The organism is Succinivibrio dextrinosolvens DSM 3072, from assembly GCF_900167015.1.
GTDB classification, from domain to species: domain Bacteria; phylum Pseudomonadota; class Gammaproteobacteria; order Enterobacterales; family Succinivibrionaceae; genus Succinivibrio; species Succinivibrio dextrinosolvens.
Map to the genome: position 1 here is coordinate 1 of NZ_FUXX01000009.1, position 20,619 is coordinate 20,619.

The following is a 20,619-nucleotide window of genomic DNA, read 5'->3' on the forward strand; positions in this document are numbered from 1 at the left end:
CAGGGATGGCAGTATCAGATGTCTCAATATCACAAGATGCTAAAAGATAAAGGTATCATTCAATCCATGTCCCGTAAAGGTAACTGCTTAGATAACTGTGTAATGGAGAATTTCTTTGGCAAGATGAAAAATGAGATGTTTTATGGCCATGAATATGACTTTAAATCTCTGGATGAATTAAGAAAAGCAATGGAAGAATATATTGAGTATTACAACACTAAGAGAATTCAGGTCAAATTAAAAGGTCGAACTCCTTGTGAAGTTAGGAATTCAACCTTAAAATTATCGTAAATTGTTTTTGTTCAATTTACTGGGGTCACTACAGTTTGACTCCATTTTTTCTGTAAGGCTCTGATGGCATGGTGCCAGTCAGTATCAGTATGTTGATTCCTTTGCCTCTTTTTCCCATTTTGCATAAAGTTTGTCTTCAGCTGCCTTAAAATCAGCGCTGCTGCTTAGCTTTTCGTAATCCTCACTGAAAATTCCAAGTTTGTCTGCCTGACACTTTTCAATAAATTCTGAGGCATTATCAATTTTTCCTTCCTGCTCCAGTTTCTCGATTCTATGAGCCAGTGCGGAAGTTGTATCGTGTCTGCAGTTCCAGTTATTAGGCTCGACTTTAGCTGTTCTGTTAAAACAGCCGGTTAATAATAAACTGTTTAAAACAACTGCAGTGAGAAGAAGGCTTGCCGAAGATAATTTCATGAATACTCCTGTAGTTATAATTTATGGTAATTTATTATACGCAGGTAAAGTTATTTTACACTTATTTACAATTTGTTATTATTTGAGTGAAAATTTTGTGAAAATATTAGGCAAACTTTTGTTGCATATCACATCTTTTGATAAATTCACGCAAAAAAAAACGGAGAACAAGTCTCCGTTTCACGTGCATAAAAATCACTGATTAACCGCGTATAGCTTTTACCTTTGCCAGTATTTCCTGACATGAGGCACTGATGCCTTTGTAATCCTCTGCCTTAACCAGCTTAGGATCAGGAACGAAGCTTCCTCCTACCGCAGCTACATTCTTGAGGCTCAGATACTCTGAGAGATTCTCAAGATTTACACCGCCAGTTGGAACAAACTTGATTGAAGCATAAGGTCCAGCAAGTGCCTTAAGTGTCTTGGTTCCGCCGTAGGCTGCAGCAGGGAAGAATTTAACTACCTCAAGACCAAAGTCTAAAGCCATTTCAAGATCAGATGGGGTTACGGTTCCAGGGCAGACAGCAAGATTATGCTTTAAACACCAGTCAACAACCTTTGGATTAAAGCCTGGGGTAATTACAAACATACCACCGTTATCCAGCGTTGCCATAGCCTGATCAACATTATGAACAGTACCTGAGCCTACCAGCATGTCAGGGCACTCTTTAGCCATGATTCTGATTGCATCTGCAGCTGCAGCTGTTCTGAAGGTAACCTCAGCGATAGGAATTCCTCCGTCACATAAGGCATGAGCAAGAGGTGCAGCCTTTGCAGCATCCTCAAGTACAACCAGAGGTACAATGCCGATTGATTCAATTTCACTTAAAACTTTAAATTTCATTGGTGTCTCCTAAAAATCACAGCGTCTGTGTGATGCAATAAATTCTGAGAGCTGTTCAGGGGTAGGGAGTCCTTCATTATCTCCTCTGAAGGTGCACTGAATAGCGCCGATGGCACATCCTCTCTCTACAGCTTTTTCAAGAGAAAGTCCTTCCATATGGGCAGAAAGTACGCCTGCCGCAAAACCATCGCCAGCTCCGACTGTATCCACAACCTTGTCAATGATGAAGCCAGGAACCCTGATATCCTTATCCTTTGTACTGCATAAAGCTCCCTTTGGTCCACACTTGGTGATTACGCAGGAAGCGCCGCCTTTAAGATAGAATTCATTGATTTTCTTAGGATCACTGCTGCCACAGAGAATGTCGCCTTCGCCAACACCAGGGAGAACCATATCAACCTTTGTGGCGATATCATTTAAGGTTTTTACCATTATCTCCTGTGACTTCCACAGCTGAGGTCTTAGATTAGGATCAAAGGAAATATAAAGACCAGCCTTGCGACCAAGTTCAATCAGCTTGTAGACTGCCTTGAGAGTTGATTCTGATACTGCCGCCATGATTCCTGTGATATGCAGATTTGAGTATTTTGAAAAATCCACCTCTGCAACATCGTTCTCGTTTAAGGTAGAGGCTGCAGATCCTGAACGGAAATAGAAAATCTGAGGATCACCGTTTGAGACTCTGCCTTTGAGCATAAAGCCGGTACGATAGGTGTCTGAATATTTAACCTGCGAATTATCAATACCGTTAGCCTTTATTGAATTCTCAATCAGTTTGCCAAAGGGATCGTTGCCAAGCTTTGTAAGATAGGTTGCTTTATGTCCTAATCTTGCAATGCCTGTTGCGACGTTGAATTCTGCTCCTGCAATATCCAGTGAATAATCCTTCACTGTTTCAAGAGCGCCTTCCTGTTTTGCGATCAGAAGGCCCATTGGTTCACCGGTTAGGAGTAAACCTTTTTCCATTATGTATGTTCTCCTGACTATTTTTTAATATTCTTATCATGTCCAATGTACTGAATTATACGCTTCGAAGCTGTCCGGGCGTATGATCGTGATCTTGAAGATGAACAACTTTCATAAAGATTATATGTAGTTAGCTGTTTCTAGAGCGTTACTCCGTCCTTCCAGATTAGAAGCTCATGGAAATCTCTTTTTTCTGAAACTGATTTCTGTCCTGAAGCAATAGCGATAATATAGTCTAAAAGCTCCATTGCCAGTTCATCAAAATCCTTTCCGTCAACAATAGCTCCAGCATTGAAATCAATCCAGTTTCCACCTTTTTTCTCAAAAAGAGCATTGTTCGTTGAGATTTTTATAGTAGGAACCACGGTACTGAAAGGTGTTCCTCTTCCGGTTGAGAATAGAATCATATTCACACCGCAGGCTGCCAGAGCTGAACAGGAAACACCGTCATTACCAGGAGCATTCAGAAGATTCAGTCCTGAAGACTTTATGGTTTCGGCATATCTGATGGTATCCTCAACCTGAGCCTTACCGCCTTTCTGCACACAGCCTAATGACTTGTCCTCCAATGTGGTGATACCGCCAGCCTTGTTGCCTGGAGATGGATTCTCTGAGACGGTTTCACCGTGAGATTTGAAGTAGCCTTTAAAATCATTGATAAGTGAAACTGTCTTTTTAAATACATCCTCATTCTTAGCTCTGTTCATAAGGATCTGCTCTGCGCCGAACATTTCAGGGACTTCTGTCATAACAGAGGTTCCGCCTGCGCCTACAATCAGATCGCTTACACGTCCTATAAGAGGATTTGCGGTGATGCCTGAAAGACCATCTGAGCCTCCGCATTTAAGACCGATTCTGAGTTTTGAGAGTGGTACAGTCTCTCTTTTTGACTCATTAGCCTTCTGTAGAAGAGAGTCGATTATTTCATATCCAGCCTCAAGCTCATCCTCAACATCCTGAGTATTTAAAAACATCAGTCTGTCATCATTGAGATCTAAAAACTCTTTGAAAACTGAAAGATTATTGTTCTCACAGCCAAGACCTAAAACCAGTATGGCTCCTGCATTTGGATGACGGGTAAGAGATGCAAGGAGTTTCTGTGTAGTTCTCTGATCCTCTCCCATCTGAGAGCATCCATAGGGATGAGTTAAGGCATAGCAGCCGTCGACATTAGCGTAGGTTTCAAGCTTTTCTCTTGCATAGGCTTCAAGCTCTTTTGCGATATGATTTACGCAGAAAACAGTCGGAATAATCCAGACTTCATTGCGGATACCCACCTGTCCATCTGCTCTTACATAGCCCTCAAAGCTTTTCTCGACTTTCTTAAGCTCTGTTTTCTCAACTCTGTTATAGGTGTAATCCTTTGTGCCAGAAAGATTTGTTTTAACATTCTGTGAATGAACATGCTGACCTTTCTGAATAGGGCAGGTGGCATGTCCGATGGAATAGCCGTATTTTATGATCTGATCTCCCTCATTGAGATCATAAAGAGCAAACTTATGTCCGCGGGTAATGTCGTCTTTTAGAGTTACATCTCCCTGTGCGGTTTTGACAGTCTGTCCTGCTTTAAGATCATCAAGGGCGACAGCAACAACATCCTCCCCGGGATTGATTACAACGCACTGCATTATCTATCTCCTAGCACTCAGACATTGTTTTTTTGATACCCTGGGTTACAACCATATGGGTAAGTTCGGCAATCTTTTTTACATCAAGTTTTACGCTAAGATCCTCACCCCATAGCTTTGAATCTGAAAGAATACAGGAAACAGTATCCTCAGCTGAGCTTTGTGAATTCTTATAAAGACTCCATGCTTTTGCCATTACCTTTACTGCATACTCATCATCCTGGAACTGACCGCTCTTGCCATCTGCTCTTGAAACGGTAACAGGTGAGGTGCCGTCAGAGTTTTTATAAAGAGCAAAGAAAGCTGCCAGTGAAAAATAGAGTTTAGATGGATGAGTCCCTGCAGCTCTAGCATCAAGAATTGAAGGGATAACTCGGGCTTTTACCTTTGAGGTACAGTTCATCAGAATAGATGAGAGCTGGTGATGAAGAGATGGATCCATGAATCTGTCTACAACTGCGTCGGCAAATTCGGTCAGCATTCCCTTATCAAGTTTTACGGCAGGGATGATTTCATCATAGATAATAGAGCGCGCAAATGGTCCTGTTACACTGTCGGTCATCATTTCATCAACAGTATCAAGGCCAGCCAGGAAGGCTGCAGGAACATTTGAGGTATGAGCTCCGTTAAGAATTCTGACTTTACGCAGGCGGTAAGGTGTAATATCAGGTGCTACCACCACGTTAAGTCCAGCCTTTGCAAATGGAAGCTTATGGCTTATTTCATCAGAGCCTTCAATTGCCATAAAGCTGAATTCCTCACCTGTGGACATCAGAGCATCCTCATAGCCAAGTTCCTTTGCATAGCGCTCTGCATCTGCCTTTGGATATCCAGATACCACACGATCTACAAGAGTGTTGTAGAATACGCAGTCTTCACATACATAAGATTTAAACTCATCGCCTAGTTTCCAGTCATCGGCATGTTTTAGGATGATTTCTTTTAGTTTTGTTCCGTTATCTTCAATAAGCTCACAAGGAAGGATGCTTAAGCCTGAAATTGAGCAGGCATTCTCTACGCCTTTAAAGGCTTTGAATCTTTCATATAAAAGCTGAGTCAGCTTACCTGGGAAGGACAGTACACAGCCTTCCTCTGGAAGGTCTTCTTTTGTATAGACAAGACCTGCTTCTGTGGTATTTGAGAAAATAAACTCAAGGGTAGGGAGTTTAAAGTCTTCCTTGAGCTTTTCAAAGTCTGCATTGTCATAAGGATTGCGAGCATCTGCTATGGTGTTGATGATTTCAAATGACTCTTTTACTCTGCCGTTTTCCATAGCGTGAAGAATAGCTGTAAATAAACAGTCCTGATTTTTTAAAACAGGAACAGTACGTCCTCTTGGAGTTGGCTGAACAGCAATTACCCTGCCATTGAAAAGATTCTTCTGATTCATACGGTAAAGCATCCAGTCAATAAAGCAGCGAATGAAATTTCCCTCGCCAAACTGAATAGCCTTTACAGGAAGATCTGATCTGCATTCAGGTTTTATGTTCAGGTTTAATGTACTCATTTTGTTTGCGTCCGTAATTGATGTTATGGGTAGTTATGTTTATTTAAAATAAAGTCTGCAGTATTCACTGCAGACTGAAGTTTCAGGAGTTTAGGCTGTGAAATCAATTTCGACCTTCAGCATGTCAGCTCCATGTGCTGCAAAGTCAGCAAAGGCCTGAGGCGCATCATTGAATTTGTAGGTATTGGTAATGGCTTTCTTAAGATCAACCCTGCCTGACTTAACCAGGTCGATAAGGTTGAGGAAATCCTGCTTGAGAGCATTTCTTGAGCCATAGACGTTAAGCTCTTTCTTCTGCAGAAGGGTAAAGTTGAAATCAAGATTCTTCTTGCCCACACCGATTAGAACAACATTTGCCGCATAGGCTGCAACATCAATTGCATTCTGGAAGGTTGATGGCAGACCTACAGCTTCGATAGCCACATCAAAGCCCTTGTTGTCAGTGATCTTCATGCATTTCTCAACGAAATCGTCTCCGTTATTGAGGATTCCTCCGTCAAGATTGAAGCTCTTTACTGCATAGTCAATCTTCTTCTGAGCTACATCTGCAATGTAAACGGTAGCTCCCTGAGATTTAGCTGCAACAGCTGCAAGAGCTCCGATGGTTCCTGCACCGATGACGATAACCTTGTCGCCTTTCTTTACCTGACCGCGGGTAATGGCTCCGTGGTAGCTGATGCAGAATGGCTCGATGGCTGCAAGCTCTGCAGGATCAAGTCCCTTTCCGTCATATATTCTTTCAAAAGGCATGGTGATGTACTCTGAGAAGGCTCCGTCTCTCTGTGCTCCCAGGGTCTCATTGTGCTCGCAGCAGTTTAGATGTCCTCTCTCACAGGAATAGCACTTGGTGCAGTTAAAGTAAGGATTGCAGGTTACAACCATGCCTTCCTTAAGACCGTACTTGCTGGCATCACCGTTGAGCTTTTCAATTCTGGCGGAGAATTCATGACCAGGAATTCTTGGGTAGGATGCGTAAGCGAAGGTTCCTCTGTAGGTTCCAAGATCACTTCCGCAGATACCGCCGCGCAATACTTTTAACAGAGCTTCTCCTTCCTTTGGTTCTGGCATAGGAGTTTCAATGATTTTTACTTCACCAGGCTTTGGAATAATAATGGTTTTCATAATATATAATCCTTAAACATATTTAGTAAATCAGGTTAACAAGAGCTGTGCTGAAGCTTGGAACAAAGGTCAGAAGCAGCAGACAGGCTAATAGCAGAATGTAGAATGGTATTGCCTCTTTAATGAAACGGCCCATTGGACATTTTGTAATTGAACAGGTCACGAACATCAGCGTTCCCATTGGAGGTGAGATTGCTCCTAAGGCAAAGTTGAAGATTACAACCATTGCAAAGTGGATCTCATCAATGCCGAAGTGTTTAGCAAGTGGAGCCAGTAGGGGAACAAGAATAATCATGGCTGCGTTTCCTTCGATAAACATGCCGATGATTAACAGGAACATGTTTACACATAAAAGGAAGATAACAGGATTATTCAGATGCTCGATGAAAAGGCCGGTAAAGTACTGTGGAACCTTCTCTTTTGTCAGAGCCCATGCAAAGGCAGAAGCTGCTGCAATAATCAGCATGATTGCTGATGAGGTCAGTACTGTTTCCTTCATACCGCGGATAACATCCTTTAAAGTCATCTCACGATAGATAAAGCCAAGGAACAGAGAATAGACGATGGCTACGGAACCTGCTTCAGTTGGAGTGAAGGCACCGATGCGGATACCGCCGATGATGATTACAGGAAGACACAGTGGCAGGAATGCTCCTCGGAAGGTTTTCCATACTCTTGCAGCAGAAGTGTCGACCTTGATGGTGCTTCTGTAGCCTCTCTTGTAGGAAACCAGAGCTACCAGAATCATCAGGGTGACGCAGAGAATTACACCAGGACCGATACCTGCAACGAACAGCTTACCGATTGAGACGTTTGCAATTGAGCCGTAGATAATCATTGCAATTCCAGGTGGAATCAGTGGGGTAATAATCGCTGAAGTTGCAACCAGCACTGAGCCGAATGCCTTTGAAAACCCTCTCTTCTCCATTTCAGGAACCAGCATTTTTGCTTCCATAGCAGCATCAGCAAGATTTGAACCTGAAAGTCCACCCATAAGAGTTGCCACCAGAACAGTAACATGACCGATACCGCCGATGATATTGCCTACAACTGCCTCGCAGAAATCAACAATTCTCTTGGTAACGCCGGTGTAGTTCATGAAGACGCCTGCACATACGAAGAAAGGTATGGCTAAAAGAGGAATTGACTGAGAGCCGGCCAGTACACGCTGGGCCAGAATTACAGAATTGATCTCAGTGTGAAGGGCAAAATAGGTTGCAGCTGCTCCCAGAATTGAAATAAATACAGGAACCTTTAAAAACAGGAATACTAAAAGCAGAACTGAGGAAAGTGCAATAGAAAAATCCATGATTACTCCTCCTTAGCCTTATTTTCTGTATTCTTGTCTGTATCTTTTGCATCATCTTTTTTCATAAAGAAGGTTGCATAGGTTAGAGATACCATCATCAGTACACAGCAGACAGGAATAATGCCGTTGATGAAATAGAATGGAACATGAAGAATTGAGGTTGATTTGCCAATCTTCATCATCAGCTTGATGATGTCACATCCCAAAAAGCCAAGATATCCAAGTACCACCATGCAGATGACGTAATCCATTTTCTCAATGAACTTCTGGATATTTTGAGGAAATAGACTGACCACCATTTCAACAGCAACGTGGCTCCCATGTCTGAAGGCAGCACCTGCTCCCAGGAATGTCATCCATAAAAAGCACCACAGCTGAACTTCTTCCGCCCAGATAATAGGTTTGCCCACAAAGTAGCGCATGATTACTCCGCCGAAGGTTACACACACAAGAACGGTCAGAGCTATGGCTGCTAGGAACAGATCTATATTAACGATAAAATTTGATTTCTTCATAATTATCTGAAATATAATGATTTTTACTATGAGGCAGGACCGCCGTAAGACGGTCCTGTTTTAAGCTACTGCATAGCTTTCTTTACAGTGTCGTATAGACCTGGAGTCCAGTCTTTGAAGTCTGGAAGTGAGTAGAACTTCTTTGAGGTTTCAACTAAAGATTTCTTGAACTCAGGGCTTGGATCAACAATAGTTACGCCTTCTGCCTTGAATTTTGCAAGAATGTCTGCCTCAGAATCTTCAACAATCTTGTTCTGATACATTGCAGCCTCGTGGCAGGTTTCAACCAGAAGCTTCTGCTGTTCAGGAGTCAGAGAATTGTAGAAATCAGTACCAACAACGATATTGGTGATGTTGAATACGTGACCGTCTAATAACAGATACTTTGCAACCTCATGGAATTTGCCGTTGTATAGAACTGCAAGTGGGTTCTCTACACCGTCGATGGTGCCCTGCTGAAGAGAGGTATATACTTCGCCTAAAGCCATTGGGGTAGGAGTTGCGCCAAGAACCTCAAAGCCCTTAACCTGAATGTTGTTTGTAGGAACACGAATCTTCATGCCCTTGAAATCTTCAACCTTGTTAACTGGCTTGGTGGTCAGAGTATGGCGTGCACCGTACTTCCAGTCGGTACCGATAATCTTAAGATGTGCTTTCTCTTCCACAAGCTTTGCCTGATCCTGATACCACTGACTGTTGTTGAGCTTGAATGCCTCATCCCAGGTGTTGAACAGGAATGGTCCGAAAACGATACCCAGATCCTTAACGCCACGGTCATAGAAGAATGCACCGTCGGTCAGGGTACATACAGGCTCGCCTGCAACCATCTGATCCATTACGTCATCCTTTGAGCCTAGCTGAGATGATGGGTAAAGCTCAATCTTGAACTTACCGCCTGAGCGCTCTTCGATAATCTCTTTCCACTTCTGACAGCCTAAATCAAAAGGCTCGCCAGGGTTATTTGCATAGCCGACACGCAGAACTACAGTATCGTCTGCCTGAGCTGATGCTGCACCGATGGTCATAACAGCAGCAAGACATGCTGCCAGGGTAGCTTTAGTTAGTATGTTTTTCATATCTTTGTTCCTTATGTTCACAATTCAACTTTATTTTTTAACAAACATTCGGTTTTTGGTAACGAACATAACAGTAGTAGCAACGTTTGTGCCAACTGAAAAAAATGACGTAGGAATGGGATTTTTTAGAGATTGTGTTTCAAAATCGAACAAAAAATAACGAATCAGATGTTTTATGATGTTTTAAAATAAAACATCTGATTTTGAAAAAGATCACAAATGCTAGTCTTCGATTTCCAGCTCTTTGATTTTTCTCCAAAGTGTAGAGCGAGCGACACCGGCAAGCTTTGCAACCTCAGAATTTGAATGGCGGGCAATCATGTACTTGTAATAGTATCTTTCAAGCTCTTTTAAGGTCAGATCATCCCTGAAGATACTGTCTGATGAGTGATGAACGGTAGAGATTGTGCCTGTTTTTCTGTACAGAATTCTTTCAACATTCTGTTTTTTGATATCGCTTCCATAGAATGACAGAGCTTCTGCTACATTTCTAAGTTCTCGAACATTACCCGGCCAGGAGTAGCCTAAAAGAATATCTTTAACCTCATCATCAAGATATATGTCGTCAATCTTCTTTTTGCAGAAGCCTGCTACAAAGGATTTAAACATCAGAATGATGTCATCTCCTCTCTCTCTTAGAGGCGGTATGATGAGACTTAAAACGTTAAGACGATAGTAGAGATCGTATCTGAATCTGCCTTCTTCACATAAGCTAAGTATTTCCTTGTTGGTGGCGCAGATGATGCGGATATCCAGAGGAATAATCTTGTCATCTCCGATACGCATGATCTCACGCTCCTGAATCACACGGAGGAACTGACTCTGTACCTCAAGAGGAATTTCAGTAATCTCATCGAGGAAGATAGTTCCTCCCTGAGCCATTTCAAACAGACCTTTCTTTCCATTTCGTCTTGCTCCTGTAAAAGCACCTTCAACGTAGCCAAAGAGCTCCGAGGCTACCAGTCCCTGAGGCAGGGATGCGCAGTTTACAGACACAAATGGCTTTTTAGCTCGCGGAGAGTAGTTATGGATACTCTGGGCAAAGCCTTCCTTTCCTGCACCGGTTTCACCGAAGATCATGATGGTGGAATCTGAATTTGCAAAGCGTTTGGCTAAGGATACAGTGTCCTCCATTGATGGACAGGAGTAGATAATGTCCTTGAAGTTGTGGCGGGCATAAAGACCTTTTTCATAGGAGGAGAGTTTAATGGTTTTAACAGATTCCTCAATTGCTGAGCTATCCTGCAGGATCACCACCTTATCCTCAAGTGAGTCATGGACCAGGGGAATAACTCTTATAAGAACCTTGTTCTGATTTAGGGAGATTACCCGAGCAGCTTCAGTGGTAGACTGTATCTCATCCTCTAAAACCTCATACCACTTATCCAGAGGCTCTGGTCTCATGATTCTGCTGGCATATCCGTTATATAGAATAGGTTTATTCCCCGCATCAAAGATGATGATGCCTTCTTCGATGTTGTTTAAAAGAGACTCCAGCCTGTCGATGGTTCTCTCCTGATTATCAAGATTGCGCTCAAGCTCAAGTGCCTGCAGAATACCTTTTTTTACAGAATAGAAGTCAACCTCTACAGGGGCAACCTCAACTGCGTGTTGCCGAGCTGTTTCCACTGCCACCACACAGCCGACAATACCATCAGTACCGTTTCTGATACAGGTGTTGACTGTATTCATAATTTCTTCGGCATTTGAACATGGATGCAGCTCAACTTCTATGTCGTTTATGGAAAAATCTGCTGGAGTTGGTCCTATAACATTGTCCTGACTGACAACAGCGATTTTTTTACATCCCTTGGCTATAAGCTCATTGAGAGATTTCTGAATATCAAAGAAAGAGGCTGTTAAATCTACTACAGTAATACCTTTTATTCCCTTGATGTAATTTGCGGTTCCGCCACGGCTTATTACAATATGACAGGAAGGGTATCTTCTTAAAGCTTCAATAGCATTGTGATCATAGGCTTCAATAACAGGAATGTTCAGGTTCAGCTGTGATACGGCACTTTGTGCCAGAGCATTTATATGAGAGTTTGGGGCGATAAATACTATTGAATCTTTCATTGTTTGTTCATGTTTGTCTGTTGTTTTCTGGTTATAGCTTCATTCTATCTTTTTTTTGTTTAATTTTCGATTTGATGATTAATCAATGTGATTCACCTTTAAAGTGAATTTTATTTATTTGGTTTTTCTAAATATTCTTTGCTATGAAATAACTCTGAAAATGCTTTTTATCTCTTTGTTTTTAAAGTAATCAGTAATCTGCATAAAGTCTCATTTTAGTTATTTAATCAAACGAACAATCACATAATTAAAACAACTGATCCATATCGAAAAAGAATTTATTTTTATAATTTCATTAGTTGTGTTTCCTCATGGATATGTAAAACAAAACCAGCTTTACTCAAGGTTTTATTTAAAGTCTTTATTTAGGAAACTAGCGCATACAATAATCTATTGATAAAAAGGGATTTTTTATGGAGCTGACCTATACCACCAAAAAGCAAATTAGTGTTGAAAACTATGTAGATCTTATAAGCTCGACATCGCTCAAAGATCGTCGCCCTTTAAATGATTATGAAAGAATCGAGCAGATGCTAAAAAATGCCTCGCTTACTGTTACCGCATGGGATGGAAAGGAATTGGTTGGTATTGCACGTTCTGTCACTGATTTTGCGTACTGCTGTTATGTAAGTGATCTGGCAGTACGTGGTGCTTATCAGAAAAAAGGTATTGGCAAAAAACTGCTGCAGATAACTAAAGATAATATACATAACAATGCTAAGATTATTCTTCTGGCTGCTCCACAGGCTGAGGAATACTACTCTCACATTGGATTTGAAAAACATAAAGCTGCTTTTGTATCTTCAGGAGTATTTGTAATATAAAGGTTATCTAACTGCTCTAATGGGATTGGATTATGAAAATATTAGATTATGTGCTTGGAGCCTATACATCGAAAACAGAAAGATTCTTTTATAAAAACGGTTATGACAACTGTATAAAGGCCTTAGCTTATTATGTAATAGATCCTTACGTGGATCAGTTGCAGAAGGAGAGTGCTGAAATTCAGTTTGCCTGCGAAAAGTTATTACGAGAGCTTTTTGATGGTATAAATACGGCATTTGAACATAAAACCTCAACTTCGTATCCATCCTTAAAAATGGAAAGATTCTACCTGTCTTATTTATTGCCAAACAAGAATGAGTATTATGGAGCAATTGATGAGAAGGACTTTTCAGAAATAAATAATACGGAGGATGGTCCATCTCAGAGATTTGCAAAGCTGTCTTACTCTTTACATAAGAGTGTAACAAAGAGTTCGTTTCCTATAGATGTTGCCATTGATATTACATTAAAGCTGTTTAGCTTATTTAAAGACGGATTCTTTCTTCCTCAGGATGATAAAGGCTCAATCCTTGAAGAGCCGCTTATCGGAAGATTCGGTGGAGGTGAAATTGGTCGCAGACTATTCGATGATCCTGAGCTGAAATACGGAAACAAACTAGGACACTGGACTGTTCAGAATACAAACTCATCAAAAAGAGTTGAGCTCTGGACAGATTTTTTCAGTAATCATGATTTATATGAAAAGATTGTTGATGATTTGGACTCTCTTTTAAAGTTCAAGGAGTAACTTTTAAACAAATTGGCTCTTGTCATATCAGTCTGATTCTGAGTTGATAAGAGCAAATTGCATACATTTTTTATAAGTTCATTGTTCCTGAAAGATTCTTTTCTCTTTCTTTGGCAGCCAGATAAGAGTCTACATTATTACGATCTACAACCGACACAGGAAGGCTGTAGGTTGGGATATCGTCAATACCGTTAAAATAAGATGAATTCTCTGGAAAAGTAACAAATCCCTGACTTGAGACTCGATCAACAACGACTTTAGCCATATAGGCAAGAGTTTGCGTGTCTTTAAAAACACACATTGGCAGCTGACCGTTCTTTATCTGATTAAAACTCTCTTCAGAGCAGTCCTGACCGGTTATAAATGGAAGTTCATTCTTCTTATAGCCATATTCTCTGGTTAAGGTTCTCTTAAGCGCCTCAGGAATATCGTTGCCTTCACTTATGATTATATCGAGATTTTTGTTTTTGCTATGCCTTCTGTACTGACTGAGGCTGATGATGTGTCTTAAACGCTTTTGAGCTGCAGTTCCGTTCCAGTATCTGCTGGAGGTCTGTTCAAAATCAGTTTCAAACGAGAGACATCCTAGAATACCTGAATCAAAATAAGGCTCCAGAACAGACATTTCGCCATTATAAATATCTCTGGCAACATTATCTGATGCTGCTCCACTGAAAAACTCAACATTCAGTCTGCGTTTTCTTTCATCAAGCTTAAATTTGTCCACAAGATACTGTGCTTTTTTTACACCTTCCGAGTAATGATCGAAGGTAACGTAATAATCCACAGCGTCGGAGTTCATGATTGGTTTATCGTAGGCAATCACCGTGATGTTTTTCTGTTTTGCCTCATCCAGAACCTTTGAGAGAGCTTTATCTTCGATAGAGGCTACCACCAGAATCTCGCAGCCATTGTCTATCATGCTCCTGATATCTTTAATCTGATTCTTAACGTTGTCAGCAAGCATATATGAAACCCCGTAACCATCTTCTTCAAGATAGTCCTGCAGGTACTGCCCCTGTACAGGCCAGGAATTACTGGAGTAATTCGGAAAGGATATGCCGATGATTTCTGCCATTGCAGTCGATAAGAAAATCGAGTAACAAATAGCCACACCAGCTACCGCTATTTTTTTAATTTTCATACCTAAATCTTTTCGTTTAATCAGAAATTTTTTTTGTACTTATTATTCTAGTTCAATTCTAACAGCATTATCTTGAATGGAATAGCATAGATAACTTATTTGTCATTTTTGTTCAAATTTAATGCTGAATGAATAATGAAAATCATGAGATTTGATGATCTGTTACTAGCCAATTGACTAACCAAAAGATTATCGCTGGAAGAACAATTCTGTTCAAGGATGAAATACTTGAATAGATTTTGTTCAGCAGAAGCCTTCTTTTGTCTTATTTTTTTTTCTAGCGCTAAAAAAAAACGGATACTAAAGTGTATCCGTTATAAGAAAGAACAACATTAAAAAACTCTATGCTCTTATTTTATCGATAAACATTCTTTGCTGTTAAAGTGTTACACCATCCTTCCAGATTAAAAGCTCATGGAAATCTCTCTTCTCAGAGACAGATTTCTTTCCAGAGGCTATGTCGATAATGTAATCTAAAAGCTCATCAGCAAGAGCATCAAAATCCTTTCCGTCTACAATCACACCGGCATTAAAGTCGATCCAGTTACCTCCCTTTCTCTCGTAAAGGGCATTATTGGTAGAGATTTTGATGGTTGGGACTACGGTGCTGAATGGAGTTCCTCTTCCTGTGGAGAACAGGATCATATTTACACCACAGGCAGCCAGAGCTGAACATGACACACCGTCATTTCCAGGAGCATTCAGGAGATTAAGTCCAGTTCCCTTGATAGTCTCAGCGTATTTTATGGTTCCTTCAACCTGAGCCTTACCTCCCTTCTGTACACAGCCTAGAGACTTGTCTTCTAAAGTTGTGATGCCTCCGGCCTTATTGCCAGGGGATGGATTCTCTGAAACAGTTTCTCCATGAGATTTGAAATAACCTTTAAAGTCATTTATGAGATTTACAGTCTGATTAAAGGTCTTCTCATCCTTTGCTCGGTTCATCAGAATCTGTTCTGCTCCAAACATTTCTGGAACCTCAGTCATAACTGAAGTACCACCGGAACCTACAATCAGATCGCTTACCCTGCCTATCAGTGGATTTGCGGTTATTCCTGACAGACCGTCAGATCCGCCACACTTAAGTCCGATTCTAAGCCTTGATAAAGGTACACTTTCCCTTCTTGCCTGATTAGCTAGATTAAGAAGAGTATCAATAATGCCGTAACCAGCCTCAAGTTCGTCCTTTACTTCCTGGGTGTTTAAAAACATCAGTCTCTCATCAGACACATCTAAAAATTTCTTGAATTCAGAAAGATTGTTATTTTCACAGCCAAGTCCTAAAACCAGAACTGCACCTGCATTAGGGTGGCGCGTTAGCGAGGCTAGCAGCTTCTGGGTAGTAGTCTGATCTTCACCCATCTGAGAACATCCATATGGGTGTGTCAGAGCATAGCACCCGTCGATATGTTCATAGCCGGACAGCTGCTCTCTGGCGTATGCTTCAAGCTCTTTAGCAATGTGGTTTACACAGAATACGGTAGGGATAATCCATACTTCGTTTCTGATTCCTACCTGACCGTCAGCTCTAACATAGCCCTCAAAGGATCTGTCAACCTTTTTTAGAGTTGATAGAGGAGTCTTGTTATAGGTATATGATTTGGTACCGGATAGATTGGTTTTTACATTATGTGAATGCACATGCTGTCCTTTACTGATTCTGCAGGTAGCATGTCCGATTGAATATCCGTATTTAATAATCTGGTCGCCTTCATTCAGATCTTGAAGCGCAAACTTGTGTCCACGTGGAATGTCATCTACTAAAGATACATCACCTAAGGTGGTTTTTACAGTCTGACCCTTTTTCAGATCCTCAAGGGCGACAGCGACAACATCCTCTTTAGGGTTGATCACTATGCACTGCATTATTTATCTCCTAACATTCTGCCATTGTGGATTTAACGCCGTTGGTAACGACACTGTGGGTCAGGTGGGCAATCAGAGCTACATCAACTTTGCCACAAAGATCTTCTCCCCAGAGCTTTTCGTCTGAAAGAATTGCTTTTACTGTGTCTACGGCACTCTCTTCTGAATTCTTATAAAGTCCCCAGGCCTTGGACATGGTCTTTACTGCATACTCATCATCCTGGAACTGACCTGTTTTGCCGTCAGCTCTTGTTACCTGAACTGGAGAGGTACCGTCTGAATTCTTATACAGAGCAAAGAAGGCGGCAAGTGCAAAATACAGTTTCTTTGGATGAATGTTATTTGATCTTGCATCAAGGATAGAAGGCAGCACACGAGCCTTTACCTTTGAGGCACAGTTCATAAGAATTGATGCTAACTGATGGTGAAGAGATGGATCCATGAATCTGTCTACAACTGCATCTGCAAATTCAGTCAACATTCCCTTATCAAGTTTTACTGCGGGAATGATTTCATCATAAATTACAGAACGTGCAAATGGACCGGTAACAGAATCAGTCATCATCTGATCAACTGTATCAAGACCTGCTAGAAATGCTGCTGGTACATTTGAGGTATGAGCTCCATTCAGAATTCTTACTTTACGCAGACGGTAAGGAGTGATATCAGGAGCTACAACAACATTCAGCCCTGCCTGCTTTAAAGGAAGCTTGCGGCTGATTTCATCTGAGCCTTCAATTGCCAGGAAGTTGAATTCCTCTCCGGTTGCCATAAGGGCATCTTCATATCCAAGTTCCTTGGCATAGCGCTCTGCGTCTGCTTTTGGATAGCCAGATACAACACGATCTACAAGAGTATTGTAGAATACGCAGTCTTCACATACATAAGATTTAAACTCATCGCCTAGGTTCCAGTCATCGGCATGTTTTAGAATTATTTCTTTTAATTTTGTGCCGTTATTTTCAATAAGCTCACATGGAAGGATATTTAATCCAGCAACTGAGCAGGCATTTTCTGCGCCTTTGAAGGCTTTAAATCTTTCATAAAGTAACTGAGTAAGTTTTCCTGGGAATGACAGCACGCATCCCTCTTTAGGTAATTCTTCTTTTGTATAGACAAGACCGGCTTCGGTAGTGTTGGAGAAAATAAACTCAAGGGTTGGGAGTTTGAAATCTTCCTTGAGTTTTTCAAAGTCGGCCAGGTCGTAAGGATTACGTGCTGCTGCTATGGAGTTTATGATTTCAAAGGTTTCTTTCAGTTTTCCGTTTTCTAAACCATGAAGAATTGCAGTGAACAGGCAGTCCTGCTCCTTTAATACAGGAAGGGTTCTTCCCCTTGGGGTTGGCTGAACCGCAATTATTCTGCCGTTGAACAGGTTCTGTTTGTTCATGCGGTAGACCATCCAGTCTATAAAGCAGCGGATAAAATTACCTTCTCCGAACTGAATTGCCTTTACTGGAAGATCAGATTTGCACTCTGGTTTTAATGCAAGGTTTAGTTTTGTCATTTTATTGTCCGTTTTGAATTAACTTTAATTTTGTAACTTATAGATTTCTGCAGTTTTCACTGTATATAGGTTTGTGCTTTTTTACTTAAAATCTGATTTCAACTTTAAGCTTGTATGCACCATGGTCAGTAAAAAACACAAGGGCCTGAGAGAGCTCGTCAAGCTTATGGGTACTGTTAATAGTCTTTTTAAGAACAGCCTTCCCAAACCAGATCGAATTGATAAGATTGAGGACCTGCTTTCTAAGCTTATTTCTGGAGGCGAATACATTTATGTATTCCTTATGTTTAAATTTAGATTGTTATTAAAAATGGTCGTTATGTTGTTACGAACCTAAACACTAAAAAGCAACGTTTATGCCAAGATGAAAATATGCTGAAAATAAAGGAAATTTAAAGATTGATGTTTCAAAATTAAACAAAGTATGAAAAAATAATGTTTCAAAGTGTTAAAAAAATAAACATTATTTTATGAATAGGTTCACAAAAATCTGGTAGCTATTTTTTTCTGAGGCTGTTGTTTTTATCGTAATATCTTTTTTACGATGCGACATAAATAACCTCTGAACATATTAATAGTATTTTCATCAGACAGTTAAAAGTAATAAAAAGGCGTTTAGTATGAAGGATTCAATCGTATTTTTTGCTCCCAATTCCAGAATTGCAGCATTAGCAACAAATGCCATTTCTCAAATGAATCTCTCAATTCCAGTGGAAGAGGCGATTGACTATGAGGCGGTTGAATTGCTGCACAAATACCCTTCATGTAAGGTCGCTATCAGCCGAAGTGGTACTGCTGATCTGCTTCGCGGAGTAAAGGGGCTGTCGGTTGTTGATATAACAGCCTCTTATTATGAAATACAGCGAGGAATCAGTAATCTGATAGAAAAGAGGTGCAAGAACATCAGTGTGATAAGTCAGCATAACTTTATAGGTCTAACCCATGCGGAGTTCAATGTTGGAGACGTAAAGGTCACACTCAATCCTTGCAAAAATACAGAAGATATTATTTCTACAGTTGAACGGCGAGTTGACTGCGGAACAGATGGTGTTTTAGGCTGTGTTCTGGCTATCGAGACAGCAAAATCCCATAATCTGATTGTTGAGCCTTTGGAGTCAGATTTCTTCTCTATAAAAAAAGTTATTCTGCAGGCTCTGGAAATGCTCGAATATCTTAATGTCAGTCAGAAGAATTTTGAGTGTATGGAAAGTGTTCTTGATAACATTGATGAAGGTGTGATTTTTTTTGATTCAGACAACAAGCCTGCAATTTACAACGAATCTGCCCTTAAGCTGATGCAGCCCGAATCCAAGGAACAGTGGTTTCACATACTTGAAGATTATATGAATAGGGCAAACAACGTTCCAAGAGTTGTTAACCTTAATCAGAACAAGGTTCTGTTCCGCAGTATTCCCTTATCTGGAAATAAATTTATTTCAGGAAACAAAACCAGCAGTAATGTAGTAATCATGCAGGATAGTACTGCAATTGAGGAAAATGCGAAGAATATTAAGATTTCCTCTTATGAGAAAGGCCTTTTTGCCCGCCGCAGCTTCAAGGATATTAGATTTGAGTCTCTGGTCATGGAAGATGCTGTAGCTCTGGCTAAACGTTTTTCCAACTCAGATTCAACGGTTATGCTTTTTGGAGAAACTGGTGTGGGAAAGGAAGGCTTTGCTCAGAGTATTCATAATAATTCTCCTCGTGCCAAAAAGCCGTTTGTTTCAGTCAACTGTGCCTCTTTACCTCAGGGGCTTGTGGCCTCTGAACTGTTCGGTTATGCAGAAGGTGCCTTCACTGGAGCCCGCAGCTCCGGTAAGAAAGGTCTGTTTGAGCTGGCTCAGGGAGGAACCATATTCCTCGATGAGATTACAGAAATACCTCTTGAGGTTCAGAGTCAGTTCCTTCGTGTGATCCAGGAACGTGAGGTTATGCGTATCGGAGATGATCGCATTATTCCTCTGGATATCCGTATTATCTGTGCTTCTAACAAAAAGATCCTGCCTTTATGTGAGCAGGGGAAGTTCAGATATGATCTTTACTACAGACTTAATGTTCTGCAACTGACCATTCCTCCTCTGCGTGAGCGTAGTAGGGATGTGCTGGTGCTGTTTAAGGCCTTTATGGCTGAATTTCTTCATAAGAATGAAGAGTATATTGAATTTGAGGATAGCATTAGATCTGTACTTTTAACCTATTCATGGCCGGGTAATGTACGTGAGCTTCGTAATTTTGCCGAGGCTCTGTCATTTTATGGAGATGAGATCAAATTATCTAATGTTTTAAATATACTAAATCATGACAAGGAAGTGGTTTCGGCTGGATCAGATGGTGGTCAGCAGGTTTTGAATTTTAAAGATGATATGCCTCTGGCAGAGATTGAGAAGGAATATTACCGTTATATGCTGGAACGTCATTCAAATGCTGAGGTTGCAAAACTTGCCGGAATATCAAGAACTTCCTTGTGGAGAAAACTTAAGACTCTAGGTTTAAGCGATTAGCTACTATACAAAAATAGCAGATTTGTTTTGTGTGATGCATATCAAGTCTAAAGGTTTCAAACTGAAACGTTTTGGAACATAATATAATATCCAAAACGTTTCATCTATAAACATCAAATAAAAACTTCCTTAATTTTCAATTAAATAAATAATTGGCATAATCGTTGCTATTATGGAAATATAAAAATTATTTATTTAGAAACACATGACAAAAGAGCAACAATGGAACAAATATCCATCATAACATCAGATAAATTATGTTTTGATGCTCCTCCGT

Annotated in this window: 17 protein-coding genes; 4 read left to right on the top strand and 13 right to left on the bottom strand. The window is 40.6% G+C overall.

The annotated features are described in order from the left end of the window. Positions 1-291, top strand: a 291-nt coding sequence (locus tag B5D46_RS03790; protein WP_143675598.1) for an IS3 family transposase, incomplete at its 5' end; no start/stop codon positions are given. Positions 292-375: 84 nt separating this feature from the next. Here B5D46_RS03790 and B5D46_RS03795 read toward each other — a convergent pair. The 10 genes from B5D46_RS03795 to B5D46_RS03845 all read right to left on the bottom strand — a co-directional run bounded on the left by B5D46_RS03795 (position 376) and on the right by B5D46_RS03845 (position 11,751). Continuing rightward, positions 376-705 (bottom strand): hypothetical protein, encoded by a 330-nt coding sequence (locus B5D46_RS03795; protein WP_078928305.1) that lies wholly within the window; start codon positions 703-705, stop codon positions 376-378. A 202-nt stretch (positions 706-907) separates the two neighbouring features. After that, entirely contained in the window at positions 908-1,549 is a 642-nt protein-coding gene (eda, locus tag B5D46_RS03805) for a bifunctional 4-hydroxy-2-oxoglutarate aldolase/2-dehydro-3-deoxy-phosphogluconate aldolase (protein ID WP_078928307.1), read from the bottom strand. 9 nt (positions 1,550-1,558) lie between these two features. Then, positions 1,559-2,515 carry a sugar kinase gene (locus tag B5D46_RS03810; RefSeq protein ID WP_078928308.1) on the bottom strand — a complete coding sequence of 319 codons (957 nt, stop codon included), beginning with the start codon at positions 2,513-2,515 and terminating at the stop codon, positions 1,559-1,561. Between the two features lie 140 nt (positions 2,516-2,655). Beyond that, a complete protein-coding gene (locus tag B5D46_RS03815) occupies positions 2,656-4,143 on the bottom strand; it encodes a UxaA family hydrolase (protein ID WP_078928309.1) in 1,488 nt (495 codons plus the stop codon). A gap of 10 nt (positions 4,144-4,153) precedes the next feature. After that, on the bottom strand, positions 4,154-5,650 hold the full coding sequence (locus B5D46_RS03820) for a tagaturonate reductase (RefSeq protein ID WP_078928310.1): 1,497 nt from the start codon (positions 5,648-5,650) through the stop codon (positions 4,154-4,156). 90 nt (positions 5,651-5,740) lie between these two features. After that, entirely contained in the window at positions 5,741-6,772 is a 1,032-nt protein-coding gene (locus B5D46_RS03825; RefSeq protein WP_078928311.1) for a zinc-binding alcohol dehydrogenase family protein, read from the bottom strand. A gap of 22 nt (positions 6,773-6,794) precedes the next feature. Beyond that, positions 6,795-8,081, bottom strand: a complete 1,287-nt coding sequence (locus B5D46_RS03830; RefSeq protein ID WP_078928312.1) for a TRAP transporter large permease — start codon at positions 8,079-8,081, stop codon at positions 6,795-6,797. A 2-nt stretch (positions 8,082-8,083) separates the two neighbouring features. After that, complete coding sequence (locus B5D46_RS03835) at positions 8,084-8,596, bottom strand: TRAP transporter small permease (protein WP_051639619.1); 513 nt, start codon at positions 8,594-8,596, stop codon at positions 8,084-8,086. 65 nt (positions 8,597-8,661) lie between these two features. Further along, positions 8,662-9,672, bottom strand: coding sequence for a C4-dicarboxylate TRAP transporter substrate-binding protein (locus B5D46_RS03840; protein WP_078928313.1), 1,011 nt, complete (start codon positions 9,670-9,672; stop codon positions 8,662-8,664). A gap of 222 nt (positions 9,673-9,894) precedes the next feature. After that, on the bottom strand, positions 9,895-11,751 hold the full coding sequence (locus B5D46_RS03845) for a sigma 54-interacting transcriptional regulator (RefSeq protein WP_078928314.1): 1,857 nt from the start codon (positions 11,749-11,751) through the stop codon (positions 9,895-9,897). Between the two features lie 413 nt (positions 11,752-12,164). Here B5D46_RS03845 and B5D46_RS03850 point away from each other — a divergent pair, with 413 nt between their 5' ends. Together B5D46_RS03850 and B5D46_RS03855 are read left to right on the top strand one after the other, a co-directional pair. After that, positions 12,165-12,575 (top strand): GNAT family N-acetyltransferase, encoded by a 411-nt coding sequence (locus B5D46_RS03850; protein ID WP_078928315.1) that lies wholly within the window; start codon positions 12,165-12,167, stop codon positions 12,573-12,575. A 32-nt stretch (positions 12,576-12,607) separates the two neighbouring features. Then, positions 12,608-13,324 carry a hypothetical protein gene (locus tag B5D46_RS03855; RefSeq protein ID WP_078928316.1) on the top strand — a complete coding sequence of 239 codons (717 nt, stop codon included), beginning with the start codon at positions 12,608-12,610 and terminating at the stop codon, positions 13,322-13,324. A 70-nt stretch (positions 13,325-13,394) separates the two neighbouring features. Here B5D46_RS03855 and B5D46_RS03860 read toward each other — a convergent pair whose 3' ends face one another. The 3 genes from B5D46_RS03860 to B5D46_RS03870 form a co-directional block, all read right to left on the bottom strand. Further along, positions 13,395-14,468 (bottom strand): substrate-binding domain-containing protein, encoded by a 1,074-nt coding sequence (locus B5D46_RS03860; protein ID WP_078928317.1) that lies wholly within the window; start codon positions 14,466-14,468, stop codon positions 13,395-13,397. Positions 14,469-14,846: 378 nt separating this feature from the next. Further along, positions 14,847-16,334: a UxaA family hydrolase gene (locus B5D46_RS03865; protein WP_078928318.1), complete on the bottom strand. Its 1,488-nt coding sequence runs from the start codon at positions 16,332-16,334 to the stop codon at positions 14,847-14,849. A gap of 10 nt (positions 16,335-16,344) precedes the next feature. Continuing rightward, positions 16,345-17,841: a tagaturonate reductase gene (locus tag B5D46_RS03870; protein ID WP_078928319.1), complete on the bottom strand. Its 1,497-nt coding sequence runs from the start codon at positions 17,839-17,841 to the stop codon at positions 16,345-16,347. Positions 17,842-18,461: 620 nt separating this feature from the next. Here B5D46_RS03870 and B5D46_RS03880 point away from each other — a divergent pair. Beyond that, positions 18,462-20,342, top strand: a complete 1,881-nt coding sequence (locus tag B5D46_RS03880; RefSeq protein ID WP_078928321.1) for a sigma 54-interacting transcriptional regulator — start codon at positions 18,462-18,464, stop codon at positions 20,340-20,342. Positions 20,343-20,619 lie beyond the last annotated feature (277 nt).